Origin of the sequence: Moorena bouillonii PNG, from assembly GCF_001942495.1 — a bacterium.
Lineage (GTDB): Bacteria > Cyanobacteriota > Cyanobacteriia > Cyanobacteriales > Coleofasciculaceae > Moorena > Moorena bouillonii.
In genome coordinates this window covers 4620003-4637547 of sequence record NZ_MKZS01000001.1, presented here as the reverse complement: position 1 = coordinate 4637547, position 17545 = coordinate 4620003, and the positions used below count along the sequence as shown (strand labels likewise).

Annotated in this window: 15 protein-coding genes; 10 read left to right on the top strand and 5 right to left on the bottom strand. The window is 42.4% G+C overall.

Annotated elements, in window-relative coordinates:
- Positions 1 to 52 precede the first annotated feature (52 nt).
- Together BJP37_RS18790 and BJP37_RS18785 are read right to left on the bottom strand one after the other, a co-directional pair.
- Positions 53 to 562 carry a hypothetical protein gene (locus BJP37_RS18790; RefSeq protein ID WP_143727681.1) on the bottom strand — a complete coding sequence of 170 codons (510 nt, stop codon included), beginning with the start codon at positions 560 to 562 and terminating at the stop codon, positions 53 to 55.
- 273 nt (positions 563 to 835) lie between these two features.
- Positions 836 to 1792 carry an alpha/beta fold hydrolase gene (locus tag BJP37_RS18785; RefSeq protein ID WP_075901006.1) on the bottom strand — a complete coding sequence of 319 codons (957 nt, stop codon included), beginning with the start codon at positions 1790 to 1792 and terminating at the stop codon, positions 836 to 838.
- A gap of 477 nt (positions 1793 to 2269) precedes the next feature.
- On the opposite strand from BJP37_RS18785, the gene BJP37_RS18780 reads away from it, so the two are divergent.
- The 3 genes from BJP37_RS18780 to BJP37_RS36845 all read left to right on the top strand — a co-directional run bounded on the left by BJP37_RS18780 (position 2270) and on the right by BJP37_RS36845 (position 5756).
- Entirely contained in the window at positions 2270 to 2683 is a 414-nt protein-coding gene (locus tag BJP37_RS18780) for a GFA family protein (RefSeq protein WP_075901005.1), read from the top strand.
- A 32-nt stretch (positions 2684 to 2715) separates the two neighbouring features.
- On the top strand, positions 2716 to 3219 hold the full coding sequence (locus tag BJP37_RS18775) for an anthrone oxygenase family protein (RefSeq protein ID WP_075901003.1): 504 nt from the start codon (positions 2716 to 2718) through the stop codon (positions 3217 to 3219).
- Between the two features lie 980 nt (positions 3220 to 4199).
- A complete protein-coding gene (locus BJP37_RS36845) occupies positions 4200 to 5756 on the top strand; it encodes a calcium-binding protein (protein WP_075901001.1) in 1557 nt (518 codons plus the stop codon).
- Positions 5757 to 6066: 310 nt separating this feature from the next.
- On the opposite strand, the gene BJP37_RS18765 is transcribed toward BJP37_RS36845, so the two are convergent.
- On the bottom strand, positions 6067 to 6471 hold the full coding sequence (locus tag BJP37_RS18765; RefSeq protein ID WP_075900999.1) for a CU044_2847 family protein: 405 nt from the start codon (positions 6469 to 6471) through the stop codon (positions 6067 to 6069).
- A 95-nt stretch (positions 6472 to 6566) separates the two neighbouring features.
- Here BJP37_RS18765 and BJP37_RS36840 point away from each other — a divergent pair, with 95 nt between their 5' ends.
- Positions 6567 to 12059 carry an nSTAND1 domain-containing NTPase gene (locus tag BJP37_RS36840; RefSeq protein ID WP_075900997.1) on the top strand — a complete coding sequence of 1831 codons (5493 nt, stop codon included), beginning with the start codon at positions 6567 to 6569 and terminating at the stop codon, positions 12057 to 12059.
- A 254-nt stretch (positions 12060 to 12313) separates the two neighbouring features.
- Here BJP37_RS36840 and BJP37_RS18755 read toward each other — a convergent pair whose 3' ends face one another.
- Positions 12314 to 12556, bottom strand: a complete 243-nt coding sequence (locus BJP37_RS18755) for a hypothetical protein (RefSeq protein ID WP_075900995.1) — start codon at positions 12554 to 12556, stop codon at positions 12314 to 12316.
- Between the two features lie 191 nt (positions 12557 to 12747).
- The gene (locus tag BJP37_RS18750; protein WP_075900994.1) at positions 12748 to 12954 is read right to left on the bottom strand and encodes a hypothetical protein; all 207 of its coding nucleotides are present in this window, start codon (positions 12952 to 12954) and stop codon (positions 12748 to 12750) included.
- Here BJP37_RS18750 and BJP37_RS39535 point away from each other — a divergent pair.
- From BJP37_RS39535 to BJP37_RS18730, 6 genes are all read left to right on the top strand, one after another.
- On the top strand, positions 12953 to 13093 hold the full coding sequence (locus BJP37_RS39535; protein WP_158069661.1) for a hypothetical protein: 141 nt from the start codon (positions 12953 to 12955) through the stop codon (positions 13091 to 13093). The genes BJP37_RS18750 and BJP37_RS39535 overlap by 2 nt on opposite strands.
- 697 nt (positions 13094 to 13790) lie before the next feature.
- Positions 13791 to 14579, top strand: coding sequence for an HIRAN domain-containing protein (locus BJP37_RS18745; RefSeq protein ID WP_081431247.1), 789 nt, complete (start codon positions 13791 to 13793; stop codon positions 14577 to 14579).
- Positions 14580 to 14765: 186 nt separating this feature from the next.
- Entirely contained in the window at positions 14766 to 14912 is a 147-nt protein-coding gene (locus BJP37_RS39530; protein WP_158069660.1) for a hypothetical protein, read from the top strand.
- A 381-nt stretch (positions 14913 to 15293) separates the two neighbouring features.
- The gene (locus BJP37_RS18740) at positions 15294 to 15833 is read left to right on the top strand and encodes an RICIN domain-containing protein (RefSeq protein ID WP_198954105.1); all 540 of its coding nucleotides are present in this window, start codon (positions 15294 to 15296) and stop codon (positions 15831 to 15833) included.
- 559 nt (positions 15834 to 16392) lie between these two features.
- Complete coding sequence (locus tag BJP37_RS18735; RefSeq protein ID WP_143727680.1) at positions 16393 to 16923, top strand: hypothetical protein; 531 nt, start codon at positions 16393 to 16395, stop codon at positions 16921 to 16923.
- 387 nt (positions 16924 to 17310) lie between these two features.
- Positions 17311 to 17502, top strand: coding sequence for a hypothetical protein (locus tag BJP37_RS18730; RefSeq protein ID WP_075900990.1), 192 nt, complete (start codon positions 17311 to 17313; stop codon positions 17500 to 17502).
- Positions 17503 to 17545: the final 43 nt, after the last annotated feature.

Here is a 17545-nt window from a genome sequence, read left to right as displayed (position 1 = left end):
ACCCTTCCGGAGAGATGAAAGGGGTCTATTGCCAAATCAACGATTAAGTTGATCACTCCCATGCGGTGAGTACAATAGCATTGCGAAACTCATCATACCTATCTGATAATTCTTCCTCCTTCTCAGTAAGGATATCTATTGCTTCCTCTTCGTCTTCGCTCAACTCTTCTAAGGGTATGGCCGCTAGTAGTGTTCGCTCTTCTAGTACTCCAATCATTCCGAACAATTGATCGCGGTAAGCGTCAAAAAAATCTACATCATATAGGTTAGCTAGAACAGCAGCCCGCCGCTTTTTCCCTTTCTTCCTTGCTTTCTTGATCTTCTTTTGCTGCTTTTGAGAGCGATGGTATTTATCATCCCCCATCCCAGAGTGAACGGGAAACTCTCCTTTCACTTCTTGGTAAATGAATGGTAAATCACGAAAGAAAAACTCTTTCTCGTCCTGACCTAGGCGATATCCAGACATCTGAATGATACAATCAGCGGTAAGCATTTGCTCTTCTACCTTTGATACTATTGAGACTGTGAAACAAGTGATCCCATCCAAATGGGTGCGATGCACTGGTCTTTGTTGATTAAGATTGGTAAACGTTTAATGCTAGTTGGACATCCAGTAACTGCACGTCCTGGGTTAATCGGTGCAGTTATAGCGTTTCTAGGACTCATGAGGTACACATTATTTTTTCCCTCTTCCCTCACTTCCCCTCCTGGGAGGGGTTAGGGGTGGGTTCCTCTTCCCATATCCGCTGCTCCCTGCTCCCTGCTCCCTGCTCCCTAAAAACCAGAAATTTGTACCTCACAAGTCGTATAATTGCTATACTTTGCATTTATACTACTACTCAAAGCTAGAAATAGCATCTCCGACAACTTTTACAAACTCATAGGTTGACTCATAAGGCAAAACATTACGACCAGGAATTTTACGACCTTCACCTTGAGGAAGATGCTTGATATACTGAGCTAGTCGGTCTTCTGGTGTTTCAGATTTCCCCCGCTTACTAATACTTGAAGCTTGCTCTCCTACTACTACTAGAGTAGGTTGAGAAGTATTAGCGATCGCCTGTTGATAGTTTTGTCGCCAAAAGCCAGCCAAAAAAGAAAAAACTGCGTAGCGGCTAGCTGGATTAATTGCTCCCTTTTGGAGATTATCTAACCATTCGTTATCTACTGTAGAACTCTCAGCAAACAGTTTATCTTCTGAAAACTTTTGCAGGAATTGACGGCGACGAGCATAACGAAAGAAGGCACTACCTAAAGGAGATTCGAGGAGATTCCAAGCAACTCGCTGCTTCCAGTATTGAGTTTCTGCTGTCATCAGAGACCAAGACGGAGGACCTGAGAGTACTAACCCTTGAATATAATTTGGTTCAGTTTGCTTTTGGAGCAAGGTAAGTGCCACAGGTAATAAAGCCCCTTGCACTAGCAGAATCACCGGTTTTTTGACTACAGTTGTTAAAAAATAGTGTAACTGGTCAGCCCAATCGATAGGGTAGTAAGCAAGAGGGGGCATTTCGCTTTCGCCACATCCTAGCAAGTCGGGATTATAAATTAGATGACCATCGCCAGTGTTCAACCACTCCTGGCAAAAGCGATGCCAAAAAAAGCGTGATAGTCCAACACCAATAGGATGGACTAATAGTAGAGGATTTTTCGTCTTAGCACTTTCATCTGTTGGGGTATAGACTTCATAGGCACAACGGTAATTATGCCAAGTGTAGAATTCTTCTTTATGTAAGGATTTTTGCCAATTATCTGTATTGGGCGAACTGGAAGCAGAAGAGTTCAATGCCATCTCAAATCCCTCAAAAGTCTTGTGGGTATTATAGCAATTCTAAAACTTATGAGGTACAAATTTATGGGTTTTAGGGAACAGGGAACAGGGAACAGGGAACAGGGAACAGGGAGCAGGAAGCAGGGAGCAGATAATAGTGAATAAGTCAAAACAATGTGTACCTCATAGTTATGATAAACGCTATATAGTACGTTGTCATCTGCTCAAGATCTGAGTCTAATGGGACTAGGGAAGACTTTTGAATTCTCTGAAAAATTCATTTAATTTTGTGGAACGCTCCGCAAAAATCCTGCAAACCATGTCCAATCACTTGAGATCTGGTTTTGAGTCTGGTGCATCAATAGAATCCCCCATCCAGACTGCCCCCACCTACCCTAAGGCACACCCCAAGGCACACCCGCCAGTAACAATTTCATCCCTGCAAGAAAGCTGATTAAATGTAAGCTTTAAGTTGATCACCAATTTAAGGAAGTTCAAATGGAAGCTACAGGACGTTGTTTATGTGGTGCTGTCACATATGCCGCCAAAGAGGTAGAGACGGACGTTCATAGTTGCCACTGTGATATCTGTCTGCGATGGAATGGTGGACCGGGTTTTGCAGTGAGTGTTGGTCAGGTCAGCTTTAACGGTGAGCAGAACATCACTCGATTTGATTCATCAGAGTGGGCAGAACGCGGTTTCTGTAACCGTTGTGGCACGAATCTTTTTTATCACTTGAAAGAGGCAAACCTGTATGTGCTTTGGATGGGTACTTTTGACGACTTAAAGCCATTTAAGCTTGCCAGGGAAATTTACATTGACAAGAAACCTGCATTGTATGATCTCGCAGGTAATCATCCTCGACTCACTGGCTCCGAGTTCATGGCATCCCTTAAAGAAATGGAAGAATAGTTCGGAATCAATAGAACAGACGAGGTTTTCCCATGTCAATAGAAGGAGTTTTTCAGATTACATTGATCTTGGCTACATTGCTGTGTTCTCTGGTAGCAGGCTTCGTGTTTGCTTTTGCTGTAGTAGTCATGCCGGGTATCAAGACTTTAAGTGACCGGGAGTTTATCCGAGCTTTTCAGGTAATGGATGGCATTATTCAGAATAATCAGCCGATTTTTGTGTTGGTCTGGGTGGGTTCAATCTTGGCTCTAATGGCTTCAGGGATACTTGGCATCGGGCAATTGGAGGGAGCGGAGCGTCTGCTCATAATCTTAGCGGTGCTTGCTTACCTTCTAGTTGTTCAATTGCCGACTTTCACCATTAACATACCCTTGAATAACAAACTGCAAACGCTGAATATTGACGAGATGGATGAAACTGCACAAAAAGCGGCTCGTATGGACTTTGAACCACGTTGGCTCCTATGGAATTCAATCAGGACAACCTTTGCCAGCCTGGTATCTAGCCTGTTAATAATTCTATTACTCAGACTTTGAAGAAGTTGGATCTGGGGTCTGTACCCAAATCCGCTTTAATAAGACTATAGGGTTTCTCATAGCTACGAAAAACCCTATATATCCTGTATTATTGTTATATTTGTTCAAGGGACAGTTTTTTAACTTTTTCTATGAGTCGATTTTCGCTTAGTGCTATTTGCTGTCATGATTAATTACGTTTTTTTGATTATATTTTTTTACTTAGTATAACACGATCGCACTTACAATTAAAGAGAAAATATTAGGGTAACAAACATGAATATCAAAGGTTTTGGGTGGTGCGTTCCTCATAATCTATCGGGTGAAGCAGCAGAATCTAGTAAGCTTTTCAGGGCTCATGTCGCCCCCTCAGCTGAATGTGATGCGCTATGCCAAGTATGGATAGGGTAAGGCGGGGGTCAGGATGGAGTGCGATCGCACCTGCGGAATGTGGCCTCGATCAGCCAACCTAAACAGGCAATTCCCCTCCCGCTAACCCTCCGGGTATAACGGGAGACCCCTTGCCTGTTTAGGTTGGGCAAACACAGGACTTGAGTCGATGTACATAGTCCATTTTGTCAGATTTACGCTACCTGAGTGAATTAGTCCAACTACTATCGAGACGCCTTGTATGTAGATACCTGATATCAGCCCATTGTTTGGATTGACCCAATAACCTAAGAAGGGCATTATAGATACGGGAGTTTTCGCTTGTCATCCTGTCTGAGTAATGTCACCCAGTCAGAATATGACATTTGTAGCCAATTTGAGAAGGTAACACCTTCCATCAGTGGGAAAAGATGCTTCCATCAGTGGGTTTGGATGAGTGTTCGTAGGGTAGCGCACCGCTACACCGATTCCTGCACCGATCGCCCTATGTGAACTTTTGTCAGTCAACCAGCTTTCGGTTCTGAATTGATCAGTCATTTAAGGGTGCTGTTATTGATATCAGCAACATAAGTTTTGATTTTTATCACTGTTTTAAATCAAGGAGAAATACCATGGCAATAATTTCAGGTACTGTGAATAACGACAGCCTCAATGGTGGAGGTGGTAGTGATCTAATTGATGGTCAACTTGGCAACGATACTCTCAATGGTCAAAGTGGCAATGATACTATCATTGGTGGGGTGGGTAATGATATTATCGATGATTTTTTTGGCAATGACATCCTTTTTGGTGGGGAAGGTAATGATAACCTCGATGGTGGACCCGCCTCAGATACTATTTTTGGTGGGAATGGTAATGACACTCTTTCTAGTGGAACAAGTGGAGTTTCAAGTACCAATATCCTTTTTGGTGAAGATGGTGATGATCAGCTCTTTGGAGATGGCAATGAAATAAGAACTGGATTTACACCTTCAATTGATATTCTTGACGGTGGCTCTGGTAACGATACCCTCTTGAGCCGAGGTCTTAGTGACACTCTTAATGGTGGAGATGGCGATGATCTTCTAGAGACCCGAAGAGACGGTGATGACATTCTTAATGGTGGAAATGGCAATGATACTCTCAACGCCGAGGGAATTTTATTCTCAAGCTCTAATCCTAATGTGACATTAAATGGTGGGAACGGTAGTGACTCTATTCGTGGTGGATTTGGCGACGACAACCTTAACGGTGGTTCTGGAAATGACACTCTTAGTAGTGGTCTAGGTGATGACATTCTTAATGGTGGGTCTGGAAATGACTTCTTCTTTGGTAGCTTTGGAAATGACATTGCAATTGGAGGTGGTGGACAAGACAGATTTGACGCCTTCGGTGGAGGGAATGACATTATTACTGATTTCGGAGGTGTTGGCACTGGGACAAACCCATCTCAAGCTGTTATTGACGAAGTCGATATCATAGAGTTTTCTGATTCAGGACAGACCGCAAAAAATTTACTTCTCACTCAGAATGGAAGTGACTTAGAGATTACCTTTGAGGGAAATAGCAGTGATAAGGTGGTTCTGAAAAACTTTAATCTTGAGGATCTCGATAACCTTTCACAAGGCATCGGCAATATACTGTTCGATAACGATCTGACAATTCAAGATAGCTTTGATGTTGTTAATGCGAATCAACTTCGTAGCACCGTCTTTAATCCCAATACAGTAACCTTCCTCAATGATTTAAATAACAACACCTCTGGCTTCAACAACTCGGATGACGTTATCAATGGTCAAGGTGGTAACGATACCCTTTCTGGTCTCTCTGGAAATGACCTGCTGCGAGGTGGTGATGGTAATGATACCCTTGTTGGCGGTAATGGTGTTGATACCCTTGTTGGCGGTAATGGTGAAGATCTACTTGATGGAGGTAATGGTCCACTGAACACTCTCACTGGTGGTTCCGATGCCGACATATTTGTGTTGAGAAGTACTCAAAGTCAATTTATAACTGACTTTGAAGTTGGTATAGATAAATTCTTATTAGATGATGGTCTAACCTTTGGGGCTCTGTCATTCACCCAACTTCCTAGCGCAACTACTATCGAAGCAAACAATAGCACGATAGGTTTAGTAGAAGGGGTAAGTGAGAGCGCCCTTAACAACATTTCCAACTTTATGAGTTAGAACCAGGCTTAACTCCTAAGAAACACATGGGGTAGGTGTTGAAATCAGGGTTGCCCGATGTAACTAATACTTCTGGGGATTGAGATGTTCGGAAGTCCTGAATGTGATGCGCTATGCCAAGTATGGATAGGGTGAAGCGGGGTTCAGGATGGAGTGCGTACGCTCTCTTTGAACATGCCTACGCACTCCATCGGTAAATGTGTTTACCCTACGGAAACTGGTTCAGTTACTTGCAAGCGATGAAGCTTCGCTTCCGCTAAAAGCGATGAAGCAAAGCTTCCGCTAAAAGCGAACGCGTAATTTGTTTTAACTAAGTTTTATTTTCAACTTGCTTAGGAAGCGAGCACTCTACTGTTATCTTAAGATTACTTTTAGCAGTGCCTTTGGTTACATAAGGAATCCCCGCTTCTCCCCCTAATTCAATTCCAAATTCTAGGGTAACTTTTTTAACATTAGGGATTGGCTTTTTCTTAAACGCATTTAAGCCAATAATAGTGTAAGCCCGGATCGTCCCTTCAATGGTTTGAGCATGTTGTATTATTTGCTGTCGTAGCCTTTCAGGAGAACTCATGCCCTTGTCGGTGAGGGCTTCTTCTTCCTCTTCCTCTTCGTATTGGTTGTCTGGGCTGCTTACCGTAGGAATGTCTAAATCCTCTGTAACTTCAACATAAATAATTGTGCCATCCTCTAGCTGAATTGGCGTTAATAGTCTCATAGGATAATATTTGCTAAACTATTTACCGGCAAAATTGATAACATAATTGTATTCCTATTAATTATTTATTTATCTAAAAAAAAAAGCTGGTTGTTATGAGTCGGAATGCCTTAGTAATAGGAATTAATACCTACAGCTATGAACGCCTCAATAATTTAACGGCACCTGGGCAGGATGCAGAAGCTATAGCCCAATTACTAGAGAAGTATGGAGACTTTAAGGTAACGCGACTCCCGGCGGTTAAGGATAAACAGAATAATACCATTCGGGTTGGTAAAAAAACCAAAGTCACTCTAACTCAGTTAGAAGACGCCATAGTACAATTGTTCAAACCAAATGGGAAAACCCCAGATACAGCGCTACTCTATTTTTCTGGGCATGGTTTACGAAAGAGCAAAGGGATACAAGAAGGCTTTTTGGCAACTAGTTATGTTAACCCGGACATGGGTAACTGGGGTGTTCGTTTAAAATGGTTGCGGGAACTACTACAAGAAAGTGACGTAAGGCAGCAGATTATTATTTTAGATTGCTGTTATGCCGGAGAAGTCCTAAATGTAGCAGAAGCAGACCCTGGAGACCGGGGTAAAGGCAGAGACCGGTGTTTCATTGCTGCTTCTCGTGCCTTTGAACTGGCCTATGAGGAAATTGATAGTAATCATAGTGTTCTCACCTCTGCACTGATCAAGGGATTGGAACCAAGCCAGGAGCGATGGGTAACTAACTATTCCTTAGTTGATTTACTTACTCAACAACAGAATGCTTTTCCCCAGCGTCCTATTTTTAGTAATTCTGGTGAACCGATTAATCTGACTCGCAGGTGGACAGCAGCAACAAGACAGTTGGCTGCCTCGGCAAAAAGTATCTGTCCTTATAAGGGTTTGGCTTATTTTGATTGTACGGAAGAAGATGCCAGGTATTTCTACGGTCGTACTGCCTTAACGGATCAATTGTTGGAAAAGGTGCGTGTTGGTAATTTTCTGGCTGTCTTGGGAGCGTCTGGTAGTGGGAAATCTAGTGTAGTTAGGGCGGGATTGTTGTATCAGTTACAACTGGGACGGAGGTTATCGGGTAGTGAAAGTTGGCAGATAAAAATCCTTCAGCCCGGTGAACATCCCCTCAATTCCTTAGCACTAAGCTTTTTAGATTCTGGGTTATCTGATATCGAACGGGCGACTCAATTAGCTCAAGCCGAGGATTTGATCTTAAAGGGTTCTGAAGGGTTGAGACAATTAATCGCTGTGACCGATACCCAGCGGGTGATACTGGTAGTTGATCAGTTTGAAGAAGCATTTACTTTGTGTCAGGATAGCTCAGAAAGACAACAGTTTTTTGAATGCTTATTAGGAGCTTTACCTAAAACCGGGGATAAACTCTGCTTGGTATTGACGATGCGAGCAGACTTTTTTGGTAAATGTCTTGAACAGGACTATAGCGGATTAGCACAGCAGATTCAACAAAATTTGGTGACAGTTACGCCGATGCCACCAGAGAAGTTAAGACAAGCAATTGTAGAACCAGCTAAACAGGTAGAATTGGACATTGAGCCAGAACTGGTGAAAGAAATACTGGCAGATGTAGCGGATGCACCAGGATATCTGCCATTACTGCAATATACCCTGACACGACTGTGGGAAGAAAGCACTGATAACTGTTTGCGGCTCAAGACCTATGTCAAATTGGGTGGTGTGATGGGTACTTTGCGTCAACGGGCGACTGAGGTATATGAGCTACTTTCAGAAGAAAAACAAGCAGCAGTTAAGCATATTTTTCTGGCACTGACCCAGTTGGGGGAAGGGACAGAAGATACCCGCAGACGAGTATTAAAGCCGAATTTAGTGAATCAGCGCTATAACGAAGAACTTATTGATACCGTAGTTCAGAAGTTGGCTGATGAAAAGCTAGTTGTTACCACTGAAATGGTAGGGAAAGAAGTCTCAGAGAGAGTAGCAGTGGTGGATGTGGCTCATGAAGCTTTGATTCGTCATTGGAGTCTGTTGCGGAGTTGGATAAGTGAAAACCGGGATGGGATGAGAATAGCCCGTAAGATTGAGGCAGCGGCTGAAGAGTGGAAAAGGGAAGGTAAACCAGAAGAAATTGCTTTTTTATTACAAGGTGCAAAATTAAGTAATGCTGAGGATTATTTAACTAAACATCTTTACCAGGGTCAACTTAATAGTGATTCACAAGAACTTATTAAGGTTAGTCAAAAAGTCCGCGATCACATAATTGACAAAGAAAAACAACGTCAACAGGAAGAAAAACAACGTCAACAGAAACTACTAGAGGAGTCTGAAGCCAAACGCAAAGCAGAGGTAAAGGCACGTCAATTAGCAGAAAAAAATCAGAAGCAACTTACGATTTGGTTGACATTGGTTATAGTGGTTGGAGTTATTGCCACTATTTTGGGTCTACAATTTCGTAAAGAGGCAATTAACTCAGACTTACTCGCAGAAGCTACCAAGATTAAGTATTCTCTATCAGTAAAACCTACTACAGAAGAATTGATCCAAGCTATTGAATCAACCGCTAAAATTCAAGATTACCAAAAATCCTTGCAACCAAAAGTGTTCAATGAAGTTCATTCTAGCTTATTTGGAACCTTAGATAAGGTTCGAGAAAGGAATCATTTACAAGGTCATACAAATTATGTCGATGATATCGCTTTTAGTCCAGATGGCAAACAGATTATCAGTAGCAGTAGGGACAAAACAGTGCGGTTGTGGGACACCGAATCCGGTCAACTAATCCATACCTTACAAGGTCCTACAGATAGTGTCTATGATATCGCTTTTAGTCCAGATGGCAAACAGATTATCAGTAGAAGTAGGGACAAAACAGTGCGGTTGTGGGACACCGAATCCGGTCAACTAATCCATACCTTACAAGGTCCTACAGATAGTGTCTATGATATCGCTTTTAGTCCAGATGGCAAACAGATTATCAGTAGAAGTAGGGACAAAACAGTGCGGTTGTGGGACACCGAATCCGGTCAACTAATCCATACATTACAAGGTCATACAAATGGTGTCTATGATATCGCTTTTAGTGCAGATGGCAAACAGATTCTCAGTGGCAGTGACGACAAAACAGTGCGGTTGTGGGACACCGAATCCGGTCAACTAATCCATACATTACAAGGTCATACTGATGGGGTCTATCATATCGCTTTTAGTCCAGATGGCAAGCAGATTCTCAGTGGCAGTAGGGACAAAACAGTGCGGTTGTGGGACACCGAATCCGGTCAACTAATCCATACATTACAAGGTCATACAAATGGTGTCTATGATATCGCTTTTAGTCCGGATGGCAAACAGATTCTCAGTGGGAGTTTAAACAAAACAGTGTTGTGGGACACTGAATCCGGTCAAGCTCTCCATACCTTACACGGTCATACAGATAATGTCATTGCGTTCGCTTTTAGTCCAGATGGCAAGCAGATTATCAGTGGCAGTTGGGACCGCACAGTGCGCTTGTGGGACACCGAATCTGGTCAAACTCTCCATACATTAGAAGATCATACAGATCAGGTCTGGGATATCGCTTTTAGTCCAGATGGCAAACAGATTCTCAGTGGCAGTAAGGACAAAACAGTGCGCTTGTGGGACACCGAATCCCGTCTACTAATCCATACATTAGAAGATCATACAGGTGGTGTCGATGCGATCGCTTTTAGCCCAGATGGCAAGCAGATTCTCAGTGGCAGTAGGGACCGCACAGTGCGGTTGTGGGACACCGAATCCCGTCAACTAATCCATACCTTTGAAGGTCATACTAGTAGGGTCACTGCGATCGCTTTTAGCCCAGATGGCAAACAGATTCTCAGTGGCAGTTACGACGGAACAGTGCGGTTGTGGGACACAGAATCCCGTCAACTTCTCCATCAACTAGAAGGTCATACAAGTAGGGTCAATGCGATCGCTTTTAGTCGAGATGGCAAACAGATTCTCAGTGGCAGTTACGACGGAACAGTGCAGTTGTGGGACACAGAATCCCGTCAACTTCTCCATCAACTAGAAGGTCATACTGATGCTGTCTGGGAGATCGCTTTTAGTCGAGATGGCAAACAGATTCTCAGTGGCAGTAACGACAGAACAGTGCGGTTGTGGGACACAGAATCCGGTCAACTAATCCATACCTTACAAGGTCATACAAGGGCTGTCTCTAATATCGCTTTTAGTCCAGATGGCAAACAGATTGTCAGTAGCAGTTGGGACAAAACAGTGCGGTTGTGGGACACAGAAACCGGTCAACTAATCCATCCCTTACAAGGTCATACTAGTTATGTCGATGCGATCGCCTTTAGCCCAGATGGCAAACAGGTTCTCAGTGGCAGTAACGACAGTACCTTACGGTTGTGGGACACAGAAACCGGTCAACTAATCCATCCCTTACAAGGTCATACTAGTTATGTCACTGCGATCGCTTTTAGTCCAGATGGCAAACAGATTCTCAGTAGCAGTAACGACAGAACAGTGCGGTTGTGGGACACAGAAACCGGTCAACTAATCCATACCTTTGAAGGTCATACAAGTAGGGTCAATGCGATCGCTTTTAGTCCAGATGGCAAACAGATTCTCAGTGGCAGTAACGACAGAACAGTGCGTTTGTGGGGCAATTACTCTTGGCAAGAGGCTTTAAAAGAGGGATGTGATCAGCTGCAATTTCATCCTGACCTCGTTGCACCTAAAAATAATAAAGCAGGAGAAGCTTGTCTTAAGCATGCCAGTTGGGAAGATAAAACCAAAGCCGAATTTCTGGTGAGACAAGGTCGAGCTATTTTACAAAAAGAGCAAAATATCAAGAGTGCTGTTAAAAAATTTAAAAAAGCGCAAAAACTTAATCCTGACATCGACCTCAATCCAGAGACAGAGGAAAAAGACAAAGACCCTAAAATAGTAGCGCACTTGTTAGCCGCACCAGTCAAGATACAATTTGGAGCGATCTTAGCAGAAGAGGGGAAAATAAAGGAAGCTATTTCTACCTATCAAGAAGCGCAAAAACTCAATCCTGATATTGACCTCAATCCAGAGACAGAGGAAAAAGACAAAGACCCTAAAATAGTAGCGCACTTGTTAGCCGCAAAAGGAAAAGTAGAACAGGGTAGGCGGCTAGCAATGAATAGGGAAATAGAGCAGGCTATTTCTGTCTATCAAGAAGCGCAAAAACTCAATCCTGACATCGACCTCAATCCAGAGACAGAGGAAAAAGACAAAGACCCTAAAATAGTAGCGCACTTGTTAGCTGCAAAAGGAAAAGTAAAACAGGGTTGGCGGCTAGCAATGAATAGGGAAATAGAGCAGGCTATTTCTACCTATCAAGAAGCACAAAAACTCTATCCCGATATCGACCTCAACCCAAGTACAAAGGAAATCGACAAAGACCCTAAAAAAGTAGCACTACTGTTAGCGGCACAAGAGAAGGTACGACAGGGTAGGTGGCTAGCAATACAGGGGAAAATAAAAAAGGCTATTTCTGTCTATCAAGAAGCACAAAAACTCAATCCTGACATCGACCTCAACCCAGATACAGAGGAAATAGATAAAGATCCCAAAACCGTAGCGCAACAGTTACCGCCAGACTCGAAATAATCAATTTACAGTATTGATAAGGCTTGTAACTGGGGTTACCGGGATTGGGAGGCAACACTTACGCAATAGCTTCCTCCCAAAAAATGGTCTCTCGTTGGCACTAGTTCTGTACAGTGAAATGGGCATCTTGGTGAAACAGGTATCTTGCTCGTTTCCTGCCTCGGGCGGGCAGGAAGGAGCCCACTCTACTTCTATTCAAGTGCTGTTTTTCAAGCCATTCAAGCGTACGCAATTAATTTGGAAAAATTTGGGATCTAAAAAGGTTCGTTGGGATTGTTGCTGGTGTATCCAATTTGTTCGTCGTACGGAACTCCTCCCATTTCACGGATTTGCTGCCGCAGCCGCCAGTTTTCATCGTCTAGGATGTCTGGCTCGGCTAGGGCTTCCTTGGCTAGGTCTAGGTCTTTCTTGAGGCGCTGGTTTTGACCTTGATAGGCCAGCATCAGTTCTTGTGCTTTCCCAGAGGTGTACCCACGACCAAAGGCTTCGTCGGTCACGATTTGGAGGTTAGCCCGAGCAGAAGCAATGATAATGTTTCTTGCTTTTTCCTTGGCTTTTTTTTGACAGAATTGGAAACAAATGCCTAGTACTCCCAGAAAGTCAAAGCATCTGAAATCGTCCAGAGGAACAGATCAGTTAGTCCTCCAGACTCCATCCGATACTTAGATTGTAGGACTGTGAAATTCTCTTATTGCATAGCCTTCAGCTTTTTGGATAGGCGACTTTGTAGGGCTGTGTTATCCGGTAAGTCAACTGCAAGAGCCATTCCAGAACCACTGAAGTAGTTAATGAACATTCCCGTCTGCTTGTCCACTTCATCCGCAGTATAGGTGTCCAGGGTTAAGTCGTGGACTAGTTTAATGGAAGATTTGCGAACAGTTAAAATCTCGTTCATGATTGTAAGTGATTTATTGCAAGTTGTTACTTGTGTTAGCGATCGCATTTCCGGGACAGGTCAGTGCGATCGCTTTTTAGATTTGTCGTTGTCTGGCATCAGTATATCCTCCGACGACAGGAAAATCAATGGAATGTAAGTGGTAGACTCTTCTTTTGATCAGCTTTAGGGACTAATAAAAGTAAAACCTCACACCGGGAAGGGTGAGGTTACCTATCAGACGGGAAACTGCATGACGTGTGGAACAGGGAATTGTCTTAGATAGCAATGCCAAATAGTTTCCACTGGTAGAATAGTTTCAGCAAGCCAACACACTGGAGTTTAGATTAAAGCTACTTCTAAGATGTGATCTCGCTGATCAAATAGATGCGTTTACCCTGGGAATACAGCCGTTTTGAAGCCTCTGGCCATTGATTAGTACTAATCAACTATAATCGGTGGTTAATCCTACTTTTAATCTTACCATATTTTGGACAAAAATTAAGATGCGTTTACCCTATCACTTACGATCACGCCTCATGCCTGGGTCGTGAACTTTCTGATACTAAACGCCAGCATAAGTCTGTAGAGTCTTACGTAAATCGGTGCTGGTCAGCCTTTTATCTTAACGAAAATGAAAAAAAGCCTCTGAAAACATTTGAACTTTTTGAATATGTTAACACTCACTATCCTAAAGCTAGTCAGGAGTGGCTCAACCGTCTTGAACAAATTTCAGAGCAACAGATAAATTCAACTTTACAGGCATTTCCAGATTCTCGGATCTCAAAAGAAGCATCTGACTTTGCTAAGAAAATTTTGCTCACCAACAAAAAAAGACTGCTCTCTCTATTAAATTTATGAGTATCACTTCCCTAAAAACTTTATTTTTAGCTTGGCAAGATTATCAAAGTCGATCCTGGAACCCGGTGGGTCGATTAACATTTGATGGAAAGAATTACGAGTTTGTTTATATAAAAGGTGCAAAGGAAGCGCAAAAACAATTTGGGTTTGAGCCTCTAATGTCTTTCCCAGAGTGGAATAAAACCTATTGTTCGGCGGAGTTGTTTGCGTTTTTTGCCAACCGAGTTATGTCACCCTCGCGTCCAGATTACCGAAAGCATCTAGACCGGCTCAACTTATCAGCCCAGAGTTTTGATTTGATGGAATTTTTAGGAAGGAGCGAAGGAAATCGACAAACAGATAATTTTAAAGTTTTTCCTTATCCAGACCTCGACAGTGACGGGAAATACCACTTTTGTTTTCTAGTACATGGTTTGCGTCACTTACCAGAGTGTTCTATGGATCGCATAGGGCAGCTACAAGTCGGTGATCCTTTGTGGTTATGTCACGAGCTTCAGAATCCTTATGACAATAAGGCTTTAGCGTTAACCACAGAAGATCATTATCACCTAGGGTATTGTCCCCGCTACTTGTCACACGATGTATTTGACCTTTTAAGGCGTGATCCAGGTTTAGTAGAAGTGAAAGTAGCAAAGGTAAATTTACCTCCTTCTCCGCTTAAGTCTCGGTTATTGTGTGAGATGACTTATTCAGGTTTTGAGGGATATGTGCCGTATGATCACAAGACCTATCAGCCCTTAACTAAGGAAAAAGAAAAGTCGAAAAACTTGGTTTGCCCGATGTAAGTAATACTCCTTGAATCATAACGTGCTCGGAAGTCCTGAATGCGATTGGCCGTAGGCCACGCGGGGCGCGAACGCATTCAGGTACTATAGCGTTTATAGGATTTATGAGGTACGCTTCTCAACCTCAAAGTCCCCCTTGATAAGGGGGATTTAGGGGGATCTTTTTGTACCTCATGGCATAGAGAATTGCTATATATAGCTACGGCGGTTTGCATAACTATCAGCTACACATTATTTTTTCCCTATTCCCTATTCCCTATTCCCTATTCCCTATTACCTATTACCTATTCCCTATTACCTATTCCCTATTACCTGCTCAAGGAAAGTGCTTAATAGCCGATTTACGAGGGAACCTTTAAGTCTAAAGCCCCGTCTTTTCAAACCGGGGATCAAGACTCATAGCGGCTTGACCCGCTGTGATAAAAATATTTCTAGAGAATCGGGAATCTTACTAATGGCGTTGTAGTAAAAGGTATAGGAGAGTTCAGATCGAAACTGATGATTATCTTAGAGTTCAAAGCAAAAGGAAAGAAACATCAATACTCTGGGAGCAGGGACTGAGGCCGTAGGCCACGCTACGCGAACGGAGCAGGGATTAGGCAAGAGTGAAACAATCCTGTATACCTCATGAGTCCTAGAAACGCTGTATATCGAACTCAGGTAAGTTGAGTTTGTGGCACAATTCTTGATCAATTTTTCTCTAAAACTAAAAAAATGTCTCATACCACCATGTCTAACAAAAATATAAAGATAATTTTCACTTTTGGTATAGCTGTTGCGTCTTCTGTGCTTGCTTTTGCCAGTACTACTAACGTTGCCCAAGGACAAACAAATTATCGCCTCAAAACCATGTTTACGGGCAGTGATAAATGTTTAGATATCATTAATGATGCTAACGACAATAAACCGATTATGGCTGACTGTGGTAATTATTCAGGACAATATTGGCAAATAGTAGCAACAAACAAGTCTGGATATTATCGCCTCAAAACCCTATTTACGGGCAGTGATAAATGTTTAGATATCATTAATGATTCTAACGACAATAAACCGATTATGGCTAACTGTGGTAATTATTCAGGACAATTTTGGCAAATAGAAGCAACAAACAAGTCTGGATATTATCGCCTCAAAACCATGTTTACGGGCAGTGATAAATGTTTAGATATCATTAATGATTCCCAAGACAATAAACCGATTATGGCTAATTGTGGTAATTATTCAGGGCAATTTTGGCAAATACCTAATTTTTAATTAACTGTTTGAACTGGAAATTACCCTTTCGGGCAGGGTTGTTTAATTGTCGGGTAGAGCCGTTGACAACAATGGTGACCGCTGTGATGTCAAATGCCAGCGGTCACTTTATTACGTCGATAAACAGAGCTTGACCGATGTAAGTAATACTCTTTAAATCATAACCGGCTCGGAAGTCCTGAATGGGATTTGCTATGTCAAGTATGGATTACAAATCAATGATTACGATGAAGCCACAACAATAACCCTTCTTGATCAGCACATTCCTAGAAGGAGTTTTGTGATGGGGAGAAATTCCTTGTTAAAAATTCCTGTTCCTTAGATATTTGTGAACCGCGATCGTAGGATGATTATATCGATTTGGGAAATCAGCCTGATTTTAAATTTGCCAAAGACATCACCCTAAAGTTAGGAACAGAGAATTTAGAATCCAATGCTAAAACGATCACTTAGTCTGAGATTTCTAATCGAGTGGACGATAGCAACAACTACGGGTATGATAATTACTATTGCGTCATGGTTATCGCTAACTGAAAATAATTTTTCTCTGTATTTGTTCATGCTTATACCGTTTTGGCCAGCGATCGCACAATGGGTTGTTCTGCGACGTTACATTTCCGACGCTTGGGAATGGGTTGTGGTGACTGTGTCAGGGGTCTACGGTGCCATACCAACCATTCATGTTTCCTATTTTTCGTATATAACGTATATAACAGCTCAATTTACATGGGTAAAGGATCCAAGTATCCGATTACCCATGACCTGGACAGCATCTATTTTTGCGACCCTAATTGGTTGCGTAGTGATATCTTTCTTCCAATCGGTAGCTCTTTCTAAGCATACAACTCGGGGAATTTGGTGGATTGTTCTTAACAGCTTAGTTTGGACTGCATTCTCTAGTTGGATAATTGAGATTGGTGTTCATGATTTTATGAACGATTTTAGGAACTACAATGATCCAAGAGGCTACCACTACAATATAACTCAAGAGATGGCAGTAAAACTCATAATTTTAATTATTCCCATCGCCAGCTTTATCCAAGGTCGTATACTTGTATGGTTATTCAACTTCCCTAAGGAGTCCAGGTGATGATCTTTGATTTTATATCAGTTATAAAAGATAAAGAAAAGTCATCTTATTTCTGTTAATAGGTCTTATCGGGACTTGAATATTTTCGGTATAGCACTACGCATTCTTCGTGTTTGACATTGATACAAGCTCAAACGCTAATGCACGTAAACTTTTGCCTCTTGCCTCTTGCCAATGCCATTGCGCGTAGCGCTATAAGACTGTACTTCTACCGACTCTCTCAATAATTTTTTACAAAATTTCTCAAAATATGCTATAATATTAAAATTTTTGTGCTAAAATAAAACCGTGGACAAAAAAATCCACGGGAAGAGCCAGCCTAAGAGTTTTCCTAGGCCACAGGCTGGCTCTGGCTACCCCTTAAAGTAAAGGAGATAACTTCATATTATGTCGCATCGTCTAAGCCTATACCCATGGGTCCTGATTCGGCTATTACCACCGATGCCACCAGTCGTTTTCGCTCGGTTCCGCAACTGTTCTGATGCCAAAGGTTATTCCCAGACCCTGAAACAGCTGCTGCCTGATGCTAAGTTTCTAATTATTTTAGATATAAGTCTGCCGATGGAGCCAGAGGAATAGGGAGTGTTGCAAGGGTGGGCAGATGGGGAAATAGGGAGATAGA